Consider the following 16,803-nt stretch of genomic DNA (forward strand, 5'->3'; position numbering starts at 1 on the left):
AGGTTTACTATGTTAGTACAAGCTATTATGTTAGCTATTGTAGCAGGATTTGGTATATTAGATGGACGTATATTTGGTCAATCTATGCTTGATAGACCAATAGTTACAGGTATGTTAGTAGGATTAGTTTTAGGAGATATAAAATCAGGGATTATGATTGGTGCACAGCTTGAATTAATTTGGATGGGAATTGCAGGTATAGGAGCAGCTACTCCTCCAGATGTAGTAACTGGTGGTGTATTAGGTACAGCTTTTGCTATATTATCAGGAAATGGTGCAGAAGTTGCTCTAGCAGTAGCAGTGCCAGTAGCAGTCTTAGCGCAATCTCTTGGAGTATTAGTTAGAATAGTAAATTCATACTTTTCTCAAAAGGCAGTTTTTTATGCTAAACAGGCTGATTTTAAGAAGGTTACCATAATGATGTGGTTACCAGTAGTATTATTCTTTTTAAGTACATCAGTTCCAACCTTTTTAGCAATTATGATTGGTGCTGATAAAGTTACAGTATTAATAAATGCAATACCTAAAGTTATATTAGATGGGTTAGGCGTTGCAGGAACATTGTTACCAGCAGTAGGATTTGCATTACTTATGGATATGTTACTTTCAAAAAAGATGTCAGTATTTTTCTTTATAGGATTTCTGTTAGCATCTTATGGCGGGTTAGATATAACTGCTATAGCTCTATTTGGAGTATGTGTAGCAGTTGTGCTAAATTTCTATATCAATAACAAAGAAAATAATCAAAATCCTCAATTAGCAATTAATACTTTAACGGAAGGAGAGATTGACTTTGAATAAACTAACAAAAAAAGAATTAAGAAGTATGTTTTGGCGTTCATTTGCTCTTCAAGGTGCATTTAATTACGAAAGAATGCAAAACTTAGGTTACTGCTATTCAATGTTACCTGCAATAAAGAAGTTATATAATAAGAAAGAAAATCAAGCAAAAGCAATAGAAAGACATTTGGAGCTTTTTAATACAACGCCAGTGGCAGTTCCTACCATATTAGGTATAACAGTAGCTATGGAAGAGGAAAATGCTAATAATCCAGAATTTGATGAAAGTTCAATTAGTGCTGTAAAAACAGCTCTTATGGGACCTCTTGCAGGAATTGGTGATTCACTATTTTGGGGGACATTTAGGATTATAGCAGCTGGAGTAGGAGTATCACTTGCAAAAGAAGGTAATATATTTGGACCACTATTATTCTTGATATTATACAATATACCAGCATTTGCTCTTAGAATATTTGGACTTAAATATGGGTATCAAGTCGGAGTAAATTCTCTTGAAAGAATACAAAGAGAAGGGCTTATGGAGAAAATAATGTCTATGGCTACAACTGTTGGTTTATTTGTTGTAGGAGGAATGGTTGCAACTATGTTAAGTATAACTACTCCTCTTAAATTTAACTTAAATGGTGCAGAAGTAGTTTTACAAGATATATTAGATAAAATAATACCTAATATGTTACCTTTAACTTTTGCATTTGTAATATATTACATGTTAAGGAGGAAGGTAAGTGTAACAAAATTGACCATAGGCATTATAGTAGTAGGAATTGCTTTACATGCTATAGGTCTGTTATAGAAGTTAAATTATAATTTATTAATATATAGATAAGGAAGGTGTACAAAATGACGATACAAGATTATATGCTAGAAACACCCGTTAAAATGAGAGAAATTATATCTAATGCAGATAGATTATTTAATGAAGTTAAGAAAGAAAACATAAAAAAGATTATAATAACAGGTTCAGGTACTAGCTATCACTCAGGAGTGCAAGTACAACCATATTTACAAAATTTATTAGACATAGATGTTGTGAAGATGTATCCATTTATGATAACTGAAGATACATTTAAGTTTGATAATGAAAATACTCTAGTAGTAGGTATATCTCAAGGTGGGAGTAGTTATTCTACATACAATGCTATGAAGTTAGCTGAAGACAAAGGTTGTAAAATAGCATCTATGGCAGGTTGTAAAAATGCTCTAATAGATGAGATTTCTGACTATATATTAACAGTAAATTGTGGTGAAGAAAAATCTGGAGCTAAAACAAAAGGATACTATTGTACAAAATTAAACTTGATGTTATTAGGTCTTCAAATAGCTAGAGAAAAAGGTTTAATATCTAGTGAAAAGTATAGTGAGGAAATAAATAAGATATTAGATGCAATTGATAGATTTGAAGCAGTGTACAAGTTGTCTAAACAATGGATTGAAAGAAACAAAGAAAAGTTAGTTAATTCTAAAGAAATAAGAATAATAGGTCATTCTGATATATATGGAGATACATTAGAATCAGCATTAAAATTATTAGAAACAATGAGAATACCTGTAACTGGATATGAATTTGAAGAGTTCATACATGGTATATATAATGCTATAAACAGTGATTCTACTATATTTATACTTGATACGGGAAAAGAGCCTAGAGTAAATAAGATGATTGATGTACTTTCTGGATGGACAGAAAATGTATTTGCTATAGGGAGAGATGTTATAGAAAACGATAAAAACTTAAAAATAGATATTACAGATAATCCTTACTATCAAACTTTTAATTTCATAGTACCTATACAACTAATATGTGGAGAAATACCTGCATTAAGAGGTATAGACCCAAGTATTCCAAAAGATACTAAATTCCACATGAAGTTAGGTAGCAAGAAGTTGAATAAGTAAAAAAGAAGAGGCTGTCTCAGAAAAGAGATAAGCCTTTTTCTCGAGACACCCCCTTCTATGTTATTTTAAACTAAAATATTTACATATTAGTGTATACTACTTTTTTTATTATTGTCTTCCTCATCTGAGCAAGAACTAGCATTTGGACATCCAGAGCAAGCAGAACATCCACTACAGCCACTTCCGTTTTTTGTAGACTTGAATTTATTAAATAAAATAAAAAGTGCCAGGACTATAATTATTCCACCTATCAAAGCCTCCATTATTGAATTACCCATAAACAATACTCCACCTATACTTTTAACTATAAAAGCCATTATCCATGCTAGTATAAATTGATATGTAAATGATGCAAACATCATTTTATTGCCGTATTCTTTTTTCATAGTTGCAAGTGCGGCTATACATGGAGTATATAAAGCAGTAAATATCAAGAAAGTATATGCAGTAATTCCATTAAATATTGTTGGCAAGACAACAGTTAAATTACCATATAGTATATTTAAAGAGTTTACTACGATTTCTTTTGCTCCAAGACCACTTAAAATGGCAACTGAAGTTCTCCAATCATCAAAACCAAGAGGTTTGAATATAGGAGATATAATATGCCCTAGAGTAGCCAAGAAGCTTACATTTATATCTTCTGTATATCCAAAAACATTGAATGAAGAAAGTCCCCAAATTACGACTGACATTGCAAACATGACAGTAACAACTCTTATCAAGAAGCCTTTTGATTTATTCCATGTATTTTTAACAAGTGCATCTATAGTAGGTATTCTATATTCTGGCAATTCTAATATAAATGGTTCAGCCTCTGTTTTAAATGCTGTTTTATTTAAGAATAATGCAACTACAATTGCCATAATTATACCAACTAAGTACAGTGATGTAGTTACTAAAGCAGCATTATGTGGAAAGAATATAGCTACAAATAGTGCATATATAGGTAACTTTGCTCCACAAGTCATAAGTGGTGCAATAAGAGCTGTAACTCTTCTATCCTTTTCACTTTCCAATGTTCTAGTTGCCATTATAGCTGGAGAAGAACATCCCATTCCCATAACTATAGGTATAAATGCTTTACCAGATAGACCAACTTTTCTCATAACCTTATCCATTAAAAATGCTGTTCTTGACATATATCCACTATCTTCAAACAACGATATACCAAAGAACAATGTAAATATTAAAGGGAAAAATGGTAAAGTGCCACCAACACCTCCAATTATTCCATCAACTATAAGCGATTTAAACCATGGGCTAGAGTTAGATAATATATCACTAACAGGTACAGAAATATAAGCTTCTATAAGACTAGCAAATCCTTCTTGTAGTGGTCCTCCAACCCAATCAAAGGTAAATTTAAATAAGAGGAACAATATACCAATAAATATCGGATATGCTAATATAGGATTTAAAACTATATTGTCTATTTTATCACTGATAGATTTTCTCTGTGTATATGTAGTTTTTGTACATCTTGATAAAATGGATTCTAATTTTTTATATGTTTCTGTTTCACTTCCAAAGTTTTTTTGATATATAAATGCTTTTTGTGTAGCTCCCTTAATTTCTTCTTCTATCCTATCAACACCATTTTTCTTTTTTGCTATAATTGGAACAACAATTACTCCAAGTTCTTCGCCTAGTTTTTTAGCATCTATATTAACTCCTTTAGATTCTGCAATGTCTAACATATTAAGCAGTATCACTATAGGCTTGTTAAACTGCATAAGTTGAGTTGTTAAGTAAAGGTTTCTCGATAAATTAGAGGCATCAACTACATTTACTATTACATCGACATCTTCATTTTCTAAATATGATTTAGAAACCTTTTCTTCATTTGAGAAAGTATCCATTGCATATATACCAGGTAAATCGACAACTTTTATTTCTTTCCCAAGAAATCCTTCTTTTTTTTCTATAGTAACACCAGGCCAGTTACCTACATATTGATTTGAACCTGTAAGTAGGTTAAAAACAGTAGTTTTACCGACATTTGGGTTTCCTAATAATGCTACATTAATCACAGGTAGCTCCTCCTCTATTATTGTAAAGAAATATTTTTAGCATCAGATTTTCTAATCGCAAGGTCAAAACCTCTAAATCTAATTATAATTGGGTCTCCAAATGGGGCAACCTTTTTAACTTCTATTTCAGTACTATTTATACATCCAAGTGCAAGTAATCTTTTAGATAATTTAATGTCTCCATCTATACTATTAATAAGTCTTTTTTCTCCTATTTTTAAATCATAAACAGTCATTATTAACACCTCCTAATGAAATTCATTATCATTAAAATTGTAACAAGTATGATACAAAAAGTCAAGAATTATAGAGTCAATTGCACGTTGAAATAACTAATATTTATTCTAAATAGATTAAAAAATATTTTAGTTTAAATTAGGTGTTTTTATATATTTTGTATTATAATGTAAGATGATAGATAAAATTTGAAGGAGTTAACTTAATGAAAACTAGAAAAATGACTTTTTTAGGTCTTATGATAGGATATAGTTTAGCTTTATACGTACTAGAGACATATATACCAAATCCTCTTATAGTTATATTTCCAGGGGCGAAATTAGGTTTGAGCAATATTATAACTTTAATTTCATTAATGTTGTTAGGTGTCAAAGATACTGTTATAATTGTTACTATCAGGGTAATTTTGTCATCAATATTCGCAGGCCCTTTATCATATCTACTATTCAGTATAGGAGGAGCTTATCTAAGTCTTTTATTTATGTATTTAGCAAGTAAAATAAAAGATTTATCACTGATAGGGATAAGCATTATAGGTGCAATAGGGCATAATATAGGTCAATTAATAGTTGCAAGTTTAATTATAGAAAATATACTTGCTATAGGATACTTACCATTTATGTTAATGGCGTCATTAGTAACTGGTATGTTTGTAGGTTTAGTATCTAGGTATACAATACCTAAATTAAAACATTTTTATAGTAAGTTTTATTGACATAATATTGACAAAATATAATATTGTTTGATAAAATGTATATAAAAATATACAAATTTGTAATAGTGGTGATTATTATGGCGAACAATGAATTAGAAGCGTTAAAAAATGAGATTGAAGCAGTTAGGGAAGAGATAAATACATACATAGAATATCCAGAAATATTTCAAGAAGAGTTAGTAGAATCGAGTAAGAAAATAGATATATTAATAAATAAATACATGTACCTAAGCAAATAGCCCACAGTTGTGGGTTTTTTTGTATCAAAAATTAACAGATGGCTATATTTTACATATATTAATAATAATATTAAGATATAAAATAGTATTTCTGATGTGTAAATTATCTGTAGGGCATAAGTTGTGATTAAGTCAGGAGGGTTTTATATTATGATTGATATAGGAAGTAAGGAGATAGCAATAAGGTTACTATTAGCTTTAATAATAGGAGGAATAATAGGTCTAGAGAGAGAAAAAATAAGACAGTTTGCAGGCTTTAGGACACATATATTAATTGCAATAGGTTCTTGTATTGTTTCAATAACTTCGATTCGGTTATTTTTTGATTATAATTTGTATACAAATGCTGACCCAGCAAGAATGCCTGCTCAAGTATTATCTGGAATTGGTTTTTTAGGTGCAGGAGCAATTTTAAAAAATAAAGGTGGAGTAAAAGGGCTTACTACAGCTGCTGGAATGTGGGCAACTGCATGTATTGGTATAGCAGTGGGTTATGGTTATTATGAATTATCAATTTTAGGTGGATTATTTGTAATGATAGCATTATTTGTGCTTAGGATAATCAATATATTTTTATTTAGTCAAGAAAAAAATGTATTGATATTAAAATTAAGCAATTTGGATTCTATACCTTTTTTATATGATAAATTTGAAAAAAATCAACTTATTGTAAGAAATATGGAAATAGAATGTCGTAATGAAGAATACTGGAAGGTCAATTTTATTGTATCCTATGATAAAAGAATATACTTACACGATGTTATGAAAGAAATAAATATGATAGAAGGAGTAATAAATGTAGATTATTTGGACTAAAATATATACAATATATTTTGTAAAGTGAATAAAATATAAAACAAATAAAAATAGAGGTGTATGATATGGGAACTGATAGAAGTACGATAGAAGAAAAGTATAAATGGAAGATAGATAAGATGTACTCTAGTAAAGAGGAAATTGAAAAAGATATAAGCAAAGTAAAAAATCTTATCCAAGAGGTAAAAGAATATAAGGGGAAACTTTCTGAGAGTAAGGAGAATTTGTATAAAGTATTAAATATCTCTGAAAATGCATCTAGAATTGTTCAAAATTTATATGTATATACTCATATGAAACAACACGAAGATACTAGAATTAATGATAATCAAGGAAGAGCCACTAAGACAGAAATGCTATCTACTGATTTAGGTGTGGCTACTTCTTATATAGTTCCAGAAATACTGGCAATAGAAGAAAATAAGTTAAGTGAATACTTAAAAGATGAGAAGTTATCTTTTTATACAAAATATATAAAGGATATATTGAGAGATAAACCACATACTTTGAGTGAACGAGAAGAAGAAATACTTGCAGCCACATCAGAATTATCGACAGTTCCAGAAAATGTATACGATATGTTAGCATATGCAGATATGGAATTTCCTGAGATAGAAGATGAAGAAGGTAATAAGGTCAAGCTTTCTCATTCAAACTACTCTTTATTTATAAAAAGTAAAAATAGTAGAGTTAGAAAAGACGCTTTTGAAGGTGAATTTTCAACTTATGAGAAATATAAAAATACATTTGCATCAACACTTTATGGTGGAATAAAGTCAGAGATATTTTACGCAAAAACTAGAAAGTATAATTCAGCAATAGAAGCGTCTTTATTTTCAGATGATGTAAGTTTAGATGTCTATAATAATCTTATATCAGCTATAGATGCAAGTCTTCCTACTTTAAATAAGTATGTTGAGCTTAAAAAGAAATTTTTAGGATTGAATGAAATACACATGTATGATTTGTATGTTCCTTTGACAGATAAATTTGACATGGATATACCATATGATAAGGCACAGGATATCATATTAGAGGCACTTAAGCCTTTAGGAGAAGAATACTTGAAGGTTATAAAAAGTGCTTTTGACGAAGGTTGGATTGATGTATATGATAATGAAGGTAAAAAAGGAGGAGCTTATTCTTGGGGAAGTTATGATTCTCATCCTTATATATTAATGAGCTATAAAAATGACCTTAATTCTCTATTTACTTTAATCCATGAATTAGGTCACTCTGTCCATAGTCATTATTCAAGAACAAGTCAACCATTTTTATATTCAGACTATAAGATATTCGTTGCAGAAGTTGCGTCTACACTTAATGAATTACTTCTTATAAATTATTTATTAGAAAATTCTAAGTCTAAAGATGAAACTGTATACCTATTAAATTACTATTTAGAACAATTTAGAACTACAGTTCATAGACAAACTATGTTTGCTGAGTTTGAAAAGATTGTACATGAAAAGGTAGAGAGCAAAGAACCACTTACTGCTGATGAATTTACTGACATATACTACAAATTAAATGAAAAGTATTACGGAAAATCTGCAATAGTAGATAAACAAATTGGAATAGAATGGGCTAGAATTCCTCATTTTTATTCAAATTTCTATGTGTATAAGTATGCTACAGGATTTTCTGCTGCAAGTGCTTTAAGTCAACAGATACTTTCAGAAGGAAGTACTGCTGTAGATAGATATATAAACTTCTTAAAAAGTGGAGGGTCAGAGTATCCTTTAGAACAATTAAAATCTGCTGGTGTGGATATGACGAAAAAAGAATCTATAGAAGAAGCTTTAAATGTATTTTCTAGTTTAGTTAATAGACTGGAAAAAGAGCTATAATATATAAATAGATTAATGAATTAAGTAAAAACTTGTAATAATATTAGACAAGTATGCTATACTCACATACTTCTATATACTAAAGGTTACTTAAAAAATTTAATATAATTTCAAATATACTATATAAAATAAAATATTTACATGTATTTAACAATGTTTACACTTACTTAACCTCGCTCTAATATTTATTTAACAAAAATTATGTATCATTAAAACATGGATAATATGAAAACAAAAAAATTAAAATATAAGCGGGGGTAAGTAAAATGTTTAAAAAGAAAATAGGAGTTCTTTTAGCTAGTACAATGCTAGTTGGAGCTTTAGCAGTAGGATGTGGTTCTAATTCAGGAGGTTCAGGTGATTCAAGTAAAGTTTCTGTTTCAGGTTCAACTTCAATAGGTCCTCTTATGGAAACTATCGCAGAAAAGTTTCAGGGAAAAAATCAAGGTGTTAGTGTAGAAGTACAACAAATTGGTTCTTCTGGAGGTATAAAAAATGCCATAGAAGGAACATCTGAAATAGGAATGAGCTCAAGAGATTTAAAAGATGAAGAAAAAAGTGCTGGATTAAAGGAAACTAAGATAGCAATAGATGGTATAGCATTGATAACTAATACTGCTAACCCAGTAAAAAATCTAACAATGGACCAAGTTAAAGGTATATATACAGGAAAGATAACTAACTGGAAAGAAGTAGGAGGAAATGATGCACCAATAGTAATAGTATCAAGAGAAGAAGGTTCAGGAACTAGAGATGGATTCCAAGAAATTGCTGGATTTAAGTCAGAAGAACTAACTAAAGATGCACAAATAAGTGATGGTTCAGGAAATATAAAAACTACAGTTGAAGGAAATAAAAATGCTATAGGATATATATCATTTGGATATGTTGATGAGAAAGTAAATAGTTTAAAAGTAAATGATGTTGAAGCAACCGACGAAAATGTAATAGATAATAAATATCCAATATCAAGACCATTTATATTAGTCAATAAGGAAGATGGTTTATCAGAAAAAGGTAAAGCTTTAATAGACTATATATTGAGTGATGAAGGACAAGCACTTGTTTCAGAAAAAGGATTTATTAAAGTTAAATAAGTAAGATGAATATTTAATATAAGATAAATATATAGTACCCTGTAAGATAAGCTTATAAAAATGTTGCTATAACTTGCAGGGTATTGTCTATTATTGGGCATCTAGAGATATATGTAGCATAAAAGTTAAATTTAGTTAACAAATCTTAATAGCAGATATAGGTAATAAATTATACATAAACTGTATTATTATCTGTATCTGCTATTTTGATATAGAGAAACACCATTATATGTAAAGTAAATGTCAAATATAGTTTTAAAAGTAAAATTAATGTTAAAAAAGTGAATATAATTTTACACTTGCTTAACTTAATCCTAATATAGATTTAACTTAAAAAAAGTAGAATAAAAGTGCAGGAAATTTGATGAAGATGAATTATAAAAATTTAAATTTTGAATACAGAACGAAAATCGATAAGTATATTTTAATGGGAGGATATTATGATAGTAAAATCTAGATTAGTAGGTTTAGAAAAAAATGACAATAATGGCAATAAAACAAAATACGTAATTGAAAAAGTAGCAAAAAATATTTTTCTACTTAGTGCTTTAGTAGCAGTTGCAAGTTTACTTTTGATAATAGGATTCGTATTTTATAAAGGGCTAAGACCATTTATATTTGAGGGATACTCATTTATAGACTTTTTAACTGGTGCAGATTGGGTTCCTTCTGCTAATAAATTTGGAATATCATCTATGATAGTAGCATCAATATTTGCAACACTTGGAGCACTTGTGATAGGAGTACCAATTGGTATATTAACATCTGTATTTATAGCAGAAGTAGCACCTAAAAGATTAGCAAAAATAATGTCACCAGCAGTTGAACTTTTAGCAGGTATACCTTCAGTATTATATGGTGTATTTGGTCTTGCAGTGATAGTTCCAACGATACAAACTATATTTAATCTTCCAAAAGGTCAAAGTTTGTTGGCAATAGTAATAGTACTAGCAGTAATGATGTTACCGACAATAATATCTGTATCAGAAACAGCAATAAGAGCAGTACCAAAAGCATACAAAGAAGGCTCATTAGCACTTGGTGCATCAAAAATAGAAACAATATTCAAAGTTGTATTACCTGCTGCGAAATCTGGAGTATTGGCTGCAGTAGTGTTAGGAGTAGGAAGAGCTTTAGGTGAAACAATGGCAGTAATACTTGTCGCAGGAAACTCACCAGTTATGCCAACTGCAATAACAGATAGTGTAAGACCACTTACAACTAATATAGCACTTGAAATGGGGTATGCATTTGGTACACATCAAGAAATGTTATTTGCAACTGGAGTAGTATTGTTTACATTTATATTAATTTTAAACTTAGTTTTAAATAAACTTTCAAATAAGGTGGTAAATTAAGATGAGAAAGTTCAAAGAGAATCTATTGAAGTCATTAGTATATCTATCAGCACTATTTACAATAGTATCATTAGTAGTTATAGTGGGATTTATAGTTATAAAGGGAATTGGAAACATGAATTTTAATTTCTTATTTAGCAATTATTCAGCATCAGGTGATGGTGGTATACTTCCAATGATAATTACAACATTATATACTGTAGTAGTTTCTATAGTTGTAGCAACTCCTATAGGAATATTGGCTTCTATATATTTACAAGAATATGCTAAAAAAGGAAAAGCAGTTACTGCTATAAGATTTGCAACTGAAAGTTTATCAGGGATACCATCTATAGTGTATGGATTATTTGGAGGAATTTTCTTTGTTGTTACATTAAAAATGGGGTATTCAATAGTTGCAGGTTCGCTTACAGTTGCAATAATAATATTACCAGTAATAATTCGTACAACAGAAGAAGCTTTAAAGACAGTTCCTCAAGCGTATAGAGAATCATCATTAGCATTAGGAGCTACAAAATTTCAAACTTTATATAAGGTAGTACTTCCAAGTGCAATACCAGGAATCTTATCTGGAGTAATCTTATCAGTTGGTCGTATAATTGGAGAGTCAGCTGCAATATTACTTACAGCAGGTACTGTAGCTAAGATGCCAGGAGGAATATTCGATAGTGCAAGAACATTAACTGTACACTCATACTTACTGACTAAAGAGAGTGGAGATATAGCGACGGCAGCTAGTATAGGAATTGTTTTAATAGTAATTGTATTAGCACTAAACATGTTAGCAAGATTTGTTGCTAAGAAATTAAATAAGGCTAATTATTAAATTTAAGAGGTGTGAATAATGGAATTAATCGATAAGATAAAAATGAGTGTAAAAGATTTGGATTTATTTTATGGTGATAAGCAAGCTCTAAAGAAAATAAATATGGATATAAAAGAGAATAAGGTTACTGCTTTAATAGGTCCATCTGGATGTGGGAAATCAACTTTTATAAGGACGTTAAATAGAATGAATGACCTAATAGAGGATGTAACAATTAAAGGAAACATTTTTGTTGATGGAGAAGATATATATACTTCAGATGATGTTATAAATCTCCGTACTAAAGTTGGAATGGTATTTCAAAAGCCAAATCCATTTCCGATGAGTATATATGATAATGTGGCATATGGTCCTCGTACACAGGGGCTAAGAGATAAGAAGCAATTAGATAAAATTGTAGAAGAAAGCTTAAAAGGAGCAGCTATTTGGGATGAGGTTAAAGATAGACTTAAGTCATCTGCACTAGGACTTTCTGGAGGACAACAACAGCGTATATGTATAGCAAGAGCAATTGCAATGAGACCAGAAGTTATTCTTATGGATGAACCTACATCTGCTTTAGACCCAATTTCAACATTAAAAGTAGAGGAACTTATAGAGGATTTAAAAAGAGACTACACAATAGTCATAGTTACACATAATATGCAACAAGCTGCTCGTATATCAGATGAAACAGCTTTTTTCTTAAATGGAGAGGTTATAGAATTTAGCGATACAAAAACTATGTTTACCACTCCTGTAGATAAAAGAACAGAAGACTATATAACTGGTAGATTTGGTTAAAATATATAACTATAAAGGAGTTAGACAATGGTCAATAATAGCTTAGATATAAGTATTGATACTTTAAAAGAACAAACAGTACTTATGATAGAAAAATGTGAAGAAGCAATAGAGAAGTCTGTGACTTGTATGATAGAGAAGGATTTAGAGGGTGCAAGAAAAGTAGTAGAAGATGATGAAGAAATAAATAAATTAAGAGAAGAAATAAGAGATAAAAGTATAGAGCTAATAGTATTAAAGCAACCAATGGCAAGGGATTTAAGATTTATCTATTCATTGGGGAATATATCGATAGAGTTAGAAAGAATAGGAGATTATGCAGCAAATATAGCTAGAGAAATGTTGAAGATAGGTGGAGAAGCTTATATAAAAGAGTTGATAGATATTCCTAAAATGGCAAAAGAATGTAGGGATATGATGTCTCAGACTAGAGAAGCTTTAATCTCATTTGATGCTAGTATAGCTTATAATGTTGGAACTAAAGATGATATTGTAGATGGATTGTATGAACAAGTACAAATTGATTGTTTAAAAATAATGCATGAAAATTCAAATACCATAGACCAAGGGGTAAAACTTTTACTTATAGGAAGATACCTTGAACGAATTGGAGACCATATAACAAATGTATGTGAAAAGATAATTTTTGCAATTGAAGGTAAAATGGTAGAGATAGGATAAAAAACTGCTTTAAAGCAGTTTTTTTATTGTCCAAATTAATAAGTAATTGATAAAAAAATATGATTAATGGGTAAATTTAAAAAATTGTGATATACTAGGAACATACTAAATATGAGGATGCGTATTTTATAGAAGATGCTTTTTAGGAGGTGGAACTTTGAAACTTCAAAAGATGGGTATGAGGACTATAAAAACAGGAATTAGTGTCACTTTATGTATGATTCTTGGTGACTATCTAGTAGAGAATATGTTTTATTCTCTAGTAGCATGTATAATTTCTGTTCAAGATACGGTAAAAGGTTCTTTAAAGACAGGAATCAATAGAGTGGAAGGTACTATTTTAGGTGGTATAATAGGATTCATATTTGCCATCATTAAAGCTGGAGACCCTTTTTTATGTGGTCTAGGAGTAATGTGCTCAATATATTTATGCAATCTGTTTAAAATAAAGTCAGTAGTAGTTGCCTGTGTAACCTTTCTGGCTATACATCTAGGTGTAGGAAATAGTGACCCTGTGTATTATTCTTTACATAGGGTGTTAGATACATCTGTAGGTGTTTTGTTTGGAGTACTTGTTAATTATTATGTGGCTAGACCAAATTATCTAAATAGTGTTATAGATGAATTTAAAAAGATAGAAGAACTTTCAATGTTACTTATTGAAGATAAAATTCTTAGAAAAGAAAATTTAAATGTCGAGAAATTTGAAGAAGAAGTAGAAAAATTGGAAGAAATATATTCAAAACTTATTGATGAGTTGGATTATAGTTTGAGCGAGACTAATATAGAAAAAATTGAGAATGCCTTAAGGATATGTAGAGAAATCCATTTTCATATGCAATCTATAGAGTTACTTGAAAATAAACTTTATTTAAAAGAGCATACATATAAATACCTTAAGAAAATATATAATGTGGATGAATTGGATTGGAATATCGATGAAGAAAAAAGTCCTGTATTCAACTATCATTTAATGAAAATAATGCTTGAAATAGAGATGTTAAAGAAATTAAATAAATTATATCAATAATAGCAAGTAAATAATAAATAAAAAATAGTATCTTTGTAAATATTAAACATATATAAGTTTAATTTACGGAGGTACTATTTTTTATGGATACTAGAAATGATAATTCTAAAATATTAGAAATATATAAGATGAAGCTTTTTGGCGAACTTGTAAAGGCAGTGTGGAATGATGACATAGAGGATATTGAAAACTTACCTAATAAAATTTTAAATGAAGATTTAAATGATAATTTAAAGAATTATTTTGGTGAAAAATTCGATAAAGATACTATGATAAATTTAATTAGGGTAACTATGGGATTGGATGTGACAGGAGATACAGATAAAAATCTAAAAGATGCACTACATGAAGCTGTAAATTTAGATGAAGTTAAAAGACCAATAATATCTATAATATCAGATGCTTGTAAATATTGTGATGAAAATAATAAGGAAGATGAGTCATGTAAGATAAGAAGTAAGCATATTAATTGTAATGAGGAAGATGTATGTAGTGCTTGTGGTGATTGTGTATCAAGATGTAAGTTAGGTGCAATATCAGATAAAATAGAATTTATACCAATGATAAAGTTATTGAAAGATATAAAGAGTCCTGTGTATGCAATAGTTGCGCCAGCTTTTGTAGGGCAGTTTGGAAAAGATGTGAGCCCTGGTAAGTTAAGAACTGCATTAAAAAAGATAGGATTTGAAGATATGGTAGAAGTTGCTTTGGCAGCAGATATGCTTACTGCAAAAGAAGCATATGATTATTATGAACATATGAAAAAGGATGAAAAAGGATGCTTTATAACTAGTTGTTGCTGTCCTATTTGGGTCAGCTTGATACAAAATAGTTTTCCTCAGATACTGGAGAATGTATCACCATCTGTTTCTCCTATGATTGCTTGTGGGAGAGCTGTAAAAATTTTAAATCCAGATGCTAAAGTTGTATTCATAGGTCCTTGTATGGCAAAAAAGAAAGAAGCAATGTTAGAAGATATAAAGGATGCAGTTGATTTTGTGCTTACATTTAAAGAGCTACAAGAAATATTTGATGCATTAGAGTTAAATCCAGCAATAATGGATGAGAGTAATAGAGTAGAGGCATCTCTTTCAGGTAGAGTTTATGCTAGAACAGGAGGTGTAAGTAAGGCAGTTAAATTATCAGTTAGAAGAATTGATAAAAATATAAGATTTGAAGAAAAAGCACTTGAAGGAACAAAAGAGTGTATGGACGGTCTAAAGAAAGTTCTAAATAAAGAAATAGAAGCTACATTTATAGAAGGAATGGGGTGTGTAGGAGGCTGTGTAGGAGGTCCTAAACGTATTTTAAGTGTAGAAGAAGGTACTAAGAATGTTGATGAATATAGTGAAAGTACAAATATGGAAACTCCATTTGATAATTTAAATGTATTACAATTTTTAACTTCTTTGGGAATCAAAAGAGTAGAATCTCTAGGAGAAAAGGAAGAAGAAAAAGTTAAAAAAATATTTAGTAGAGATATAAAAAGTAATAAGAAGGAGAATAAGTATAAAAAATAATTTTTACTCTTAAACTTATTCTTTTATAAAAGGGAGATATGGGGGATGAAAATTAAAGATAATAAGGCTACTTTTCATGTAATGATAAGGTTATTTCTTATAGCTGTTTTAATTTTAACTGGGACATTATTGGAAGAAAAAATCAATAATGTTCCAGTCCAAAATATAAGCACAAAAGGTGAAAATACACTAGAATTACTTTCTCAAGGGAATACATTAGGAGAAATTATGTATAAAGCATCTCAAGAAGAAACAAAAGGACCAGGAGCTACTTCTGAAAAAGTAGCGTACATAACAATAGATGATGGACCATCAAAATATACAAATGCACTACTTGATATTTTAAAAGAAAATGATGTCAAAGCGACATTTTTCATGCTTAATCAAAACATGAAAAACCACAAGGAAGAAGTAAGAAGAGTCTTAGAAGAGAAAAATTCAATAGGTTTTCATAGTGTAAGTCATGATATACATAAGCTATATAAAAGCCCAGAAGTAACAGTCGGGGAATTTAATACATGCAATAATACTCTGCAAGATATAACTGGTCAGAGTTCAAAATTAATAAGATTACCATATGGAAGTAAGCCATATATGCCAGAAGGTTCATATAATAAACTTATGGCAAATGATTATTTAATTTGGGACTGGAATTTGGATACACAAGATTGGAAGTGTTCTACAAGTCAGATAGTAAGTAATATATTATATTATGGAAGAAAAAGAGATGAATTAGTAGTACTAATTCATGAGAAAGAGCAAAGTTTAAATGCTTTAAATAACATTATAAGAATCTTAAAAGAGAGAGGGTATACAATATTGCCAATTACAGAAAATATCACACCTAAAAATTTCTGGCAAGAAAACTTATAATAAATTTAAATATGGTAAAAAATAAAGTAAATTATTTATGAAATAAAA

At 29.6% G+C, this 16,803-nt stretch carries 17 protein-coding genes; 15 read left to right on the forward strand and 2 right to left on the reverse strand.

From position 1 onward, the window contains the following. Positions 1 to 9 precede the first annotated feature (9 nt). The 3 genes from IR152_RS05580 to IR152_RS05590 are packed head-to-tail and all read left to right on the forward strand — an operon-like array spanning position 10 to position 2,697. Positions 10 to 801: a PTS mannose/fructose/sorbose/N-acetylgalactosamine transporter subunit IIC gene (locus tag IR152_RS05580; protein ID WP_227450816.1), complete on the forward strand. Its 792-nt coding sequence runs from the start codon at positions 10 to 12 to the stop codon at positions 799 to 801. Further along, complete coding sequence (locus tag IR152_RS05585; protein WP_227450817.1) at positions 794 to 1,594, forward strand: PTS system mannose/fructose/sorbose family transporter subunit IID; 801 nt, start codon at positions 794 to 796, stop codon at positions 1,592 to 1,594. Before IR152_RS05580 ends, IR152_RS05585 begins: the two co-directional genes overlap by 8 nt. A 47-nt stretch (positions 1,595 to 1,641) precedes the next feature. Further along, complete coding sequence (locus tag IR152_RS05590) at positions 1,642 to 2,697, forward strand: SIS domain-containing protein (protein ID WP_227450818.1); 1,056 nt, start codon at positions 1,642 to 1,644, stop codon at positions 2,695 to 2,697. 86 nt (positions 2,698 to 2,783) lie between these two features. Here IR152_RS05590 and feoB read toward each other — a convergent pair whose 3' ends face one another. Together feoB and IR152_RS05600 are read right to left on the reverse strand one after the other, a co-directional pair. Then, positions 2,784 to 4,730 carry a ferrous iron transport protein B gene (gene feoB / locus IR152_RS05595; RefSeq protein WP_227450819.1) on the reverse strand — a complete coding sequence of 649 codons (1,947 nt, stop codon included), beginning with the start codon at positions 4,728 to 4,730 and terminating at the stop codon, positions 2,784 to 2,786. Positions 4,731 to 4,747: 17 nt separating this feature from the next. After that, the gene (locus IR152_RS05600; protein WP_227450820.1) at positions 4,748 to 4,966 is read right to left on the reverse strand and encodes a FeoA family protein; all 219 of its coding nucleotides are present in this window, start codon (positions 4,964 to 4,966) and stop codon (positions 4,748 to 4,750) included. A 206-nt stretch (positions 4,967 to 5,172) separates the two neighbouring features. Here IR152_RS05600 and IR152_RS05605 point away from each other — a divergent pair, with 206 nt between their 5' ends. From IR152_RS05605 to IR152_RS05660, 12 genes are all read left to right on the forward strand, one after another. Beyond that, positions 5,173 to 5,682 carry a Gx transporter family protein gene (locus IR152_RS05605; RefSeq protein ID WP_003432371.1) on the forward strand — a complete coding sequence of 170 codons (510 nt, stop codon included), beginning with the start codon at positions 5,173 to 5,175 and terminating at the stop codon, positions 5,680 to 5,682. Between the two features lie 77 nt (positions 5,683 to 5,759). Beyond that, positions 5,760 to 5,921, forward strand: coding sequence for an aspartyl-phosphate phosphatase Spo0E family protein (locus IR152_RS05610; RefSeq protein ID WP_009891746.1), 162 nt, complete (start codon positions 5,760 to 5,762; stop codon positions 5,919 to 5,921). Between the two features lie 150 nt (positions 5,922 to 6,071). Beyond that, positions 6,072 to 6,737 (forward strand): MgtC/SapB family protein, encoded by a 666-nt coding sequence (locus IR152_RS05615; RefSeq protein WP_227450821.1) that lies wholly within the window; start codon positions 6,072 to 6,074, stop codon positions 6,735 to 6,737. Positions 6,738 to 6,802: 65 nt separating this feature from the next. Continuing rightward, positions 6,803 to 8,587, forward strand: coding sequence for an oligoendopeptidase F (gene pepF, locus IR152_RS05620; RefSeq protein WP_227450822.1), 1,785 nt, complete (start codon positions 6,803 to 6,805; stop codon positions 8,585 to 8,587). 266 nt (positions 8,588 to 8,853) lie between these two features. Then, positions 8,854 to 9,684 carry a phosphate ABC transporter substrate-binding protein gene (locus tag IR152_RS05625; protein WP_227450823.1) on the forward strand — a complete coding sequence of 277 codons (831 nt, stop codon included), beginning with the start codon at positions 8,854 to 8,856 and terminating at the stop codon, positions 9,682 to 9,684. Between the two features lie 440 nt (positions 9,685 to 10,124). Beyond that, positions 10,125 to 11,042 (forward strand): phosphate ABC transporter permease subunit PstC, encoded by a 918-nt coding sequence (gene pstC / locus IR152_RS05630; RefSeq protein WP_227450824.1) that lies wholly within the window; start codon positions 10,125 to 10,127, stop codon positions 11,040 to 11,042. A 1-nt stretch (position 11,043) separates the two neighbouring features. Beyond that, positions 11,044 to 11,868 (forward strand): phosphate ABC transporter permease PstA, encoded by an 825-nt coding sequence (pstA, locus tag IR152_RS05635; RefSeq protein ID WP_227450825.1) that lies wholly within the window; start codon positions 11,044 to 11,046, stop codon positions 11,866 to 11,868. Between the two features lie 18 nt (positions 11,869 to 11,886). Then, entirely contained in the window at positions 11,887 to 12,651 is a 765-nt protein-coding gene (pstB, locus tag IR152_RS05640; protein WP_227450826.1) for a phosphate ABC transporter ATP-binding protein PstB, read from the forward strand. Positions 12,652 to 12,678: 27 nt separating this feature from the next. Next, a complete protein-coding gene (gene phoU / locus IR152_RS05645; protein ID WP_227450827.1) occupies positions 12,679 to 13,332 on the forward strand; it encodes a phosphate signaling complex protein PhoU in 654 nt (217 codons plus the stop codon). 157 nt (positions 13,333 to 13,489) lie between these two features. Continuing rightward, the gene (locus IR152_RS05650) at positions 13,490 to 14,362 is read left to right on the forward strand and encodes an FUSC family protein (RefSeq protein WP_227450828.1); all 873 of its coding nucleotides are present in this window, start codon (positions 13,490 to 13,492) and stop codon (positions 14,360 to 14,362) included. A gap of 83 nt (positions 14,363 to 14,445) precedes the next feature. After that, positions 14,446 to 15,882, forward strand: a complete 1,437-nt coding sequence (locus IR152_RS05655; protein ID WP_227450829.1) for a [Fe-Fe] hydrogenase large subunit C-terminal domain-containing protein — start codon at positions 14,446 to 14,448, stop codon at positions 15,880 to 15,882. 45 nt (positions 15,883 to 15,927) lie between these two features. Beyond that, on the forward strand, positions 15,928 to 16,755 hold the full coding sequence (locus tag IR152_RS05660) for a polysaccharide deacetylase family protein (protein ID WP_227450830.1): 828 nt from the start codon (positions 15,928 to 15,930) through the stop codon (positions 16,753 to 16,755). Positions 16,756 to 16,803 lie beyond the last annotated feature (48 nt).

Origin of the sequence: Clostridioides sp. ES-S-0108-01, assembly GCF_020662285.1 — a bacterium.
Taxonomy (GTDB): Bacteria; Bacillota; Clostridia; order Peptostreptococcales; family Peptostreptococcaceae; genus Clostridioides.

What these genes read in the sequence shown, in the direction of transcription:
- IR152_RS05580 (WP_227450816.1), top strand. Translation starts at nt 10, where the DNA reads ATGTTAGTACAAGCTATTATGTTAGCTATTGTAGCAGGATTTGGTATA.
- IR152_RS05590 (WP_227450818.1), top strand. Translation starts at nt 1,642, where the DNA reads ATGACGATACAAGATTATATGCTAGAAACACCCGTTAAAATGAGAGAA.
- IR152_RS05600 (WP_227450820.1), bottom strand. Translation starts at nt 4,966, where the DNA reads ATGACTGTTTATGATTTAAAAATAGGAGAAAAAAGACTTATTAATAGT.
- IR152_RS05605 (WP_003432371.1), top strand. Translation starts at nt 5,173, where the DNA reads ATGAAAACTAGAAAAATGACTTTTTTAGGTCTTATGATAGGATATAGT.
- IR152_RS05610 (WP_009891746.1), top strand. Translation starts at nt 5,760, where the DNA reads ATGGCGAACAATGAATTAGAAGCGTTAAAAAATGAGATTGAAGCAGTT.
- IR152_RS05615 (WP_227450821.1), top strand. Translation starts at nt 6,072, where the DNA reads ATGATTGATATAGGAAGTAAGGAGATAGCAATAAGGTTACTATTAGCT.
- pepF (WP_227450822.1), top strand. Translation starts at nt 6,803, where the DNA reads ATGGGAACTGATAGAAGTACGATAGAAGAAAAGTATAAATGGAAGATA.
- IR152_RS05625 (WP_227450823.1), top strand. Translation starts at nt 8,854, where the DNA reads ATGTTTAAAAAGAAAATAGGAGTTCTTTTAGCTAGTACAATGCTAGTT.
- pstC (WP_227450824.1), top strand. Translation starts at nt 10,125, where the DNA reads ATGATAGTAAAATCTAGATTAGTAGGTTTAGAAAAAAATGACAATAAT.
- pstA (WP_227450825.1), top strand. Translation starts at nt 11,044, where the DNA reads ATGAGAAAGTTCAAAGAGAATCTATTGAAGTCATTAGTATATCTATCA.
- pstB (WP_227450826.1), top strand. Translation starts at nt 11,887, where the DNA reads ATGGAATTAATCGATAAGATAAAAATGAGTGTAAAAGATTTGGATTTA.
- phoU (WP_227450827.1), top strand. Translation starts at nt 12,679, where the DNA reads ATGGTCAATAATAGCTTAGATATAAGTATTGATACTTTAAAAGAACAA.
- IR152_RS05655 (WP_227450829.1), top strand. Translation starts at nt 14,446, where the DNA reads ATGGATACTAGAAATGATAATTCTAAAATATTAGAAATATATAAGATG.
- IR152_RS05660 (WP_227450830.1), top strand. Translation starts at nt 15,928, where the DNA reads ATGAAAATTAAAGATAATAAGGCTACTTTTCATGTAATGATAAGGTTA.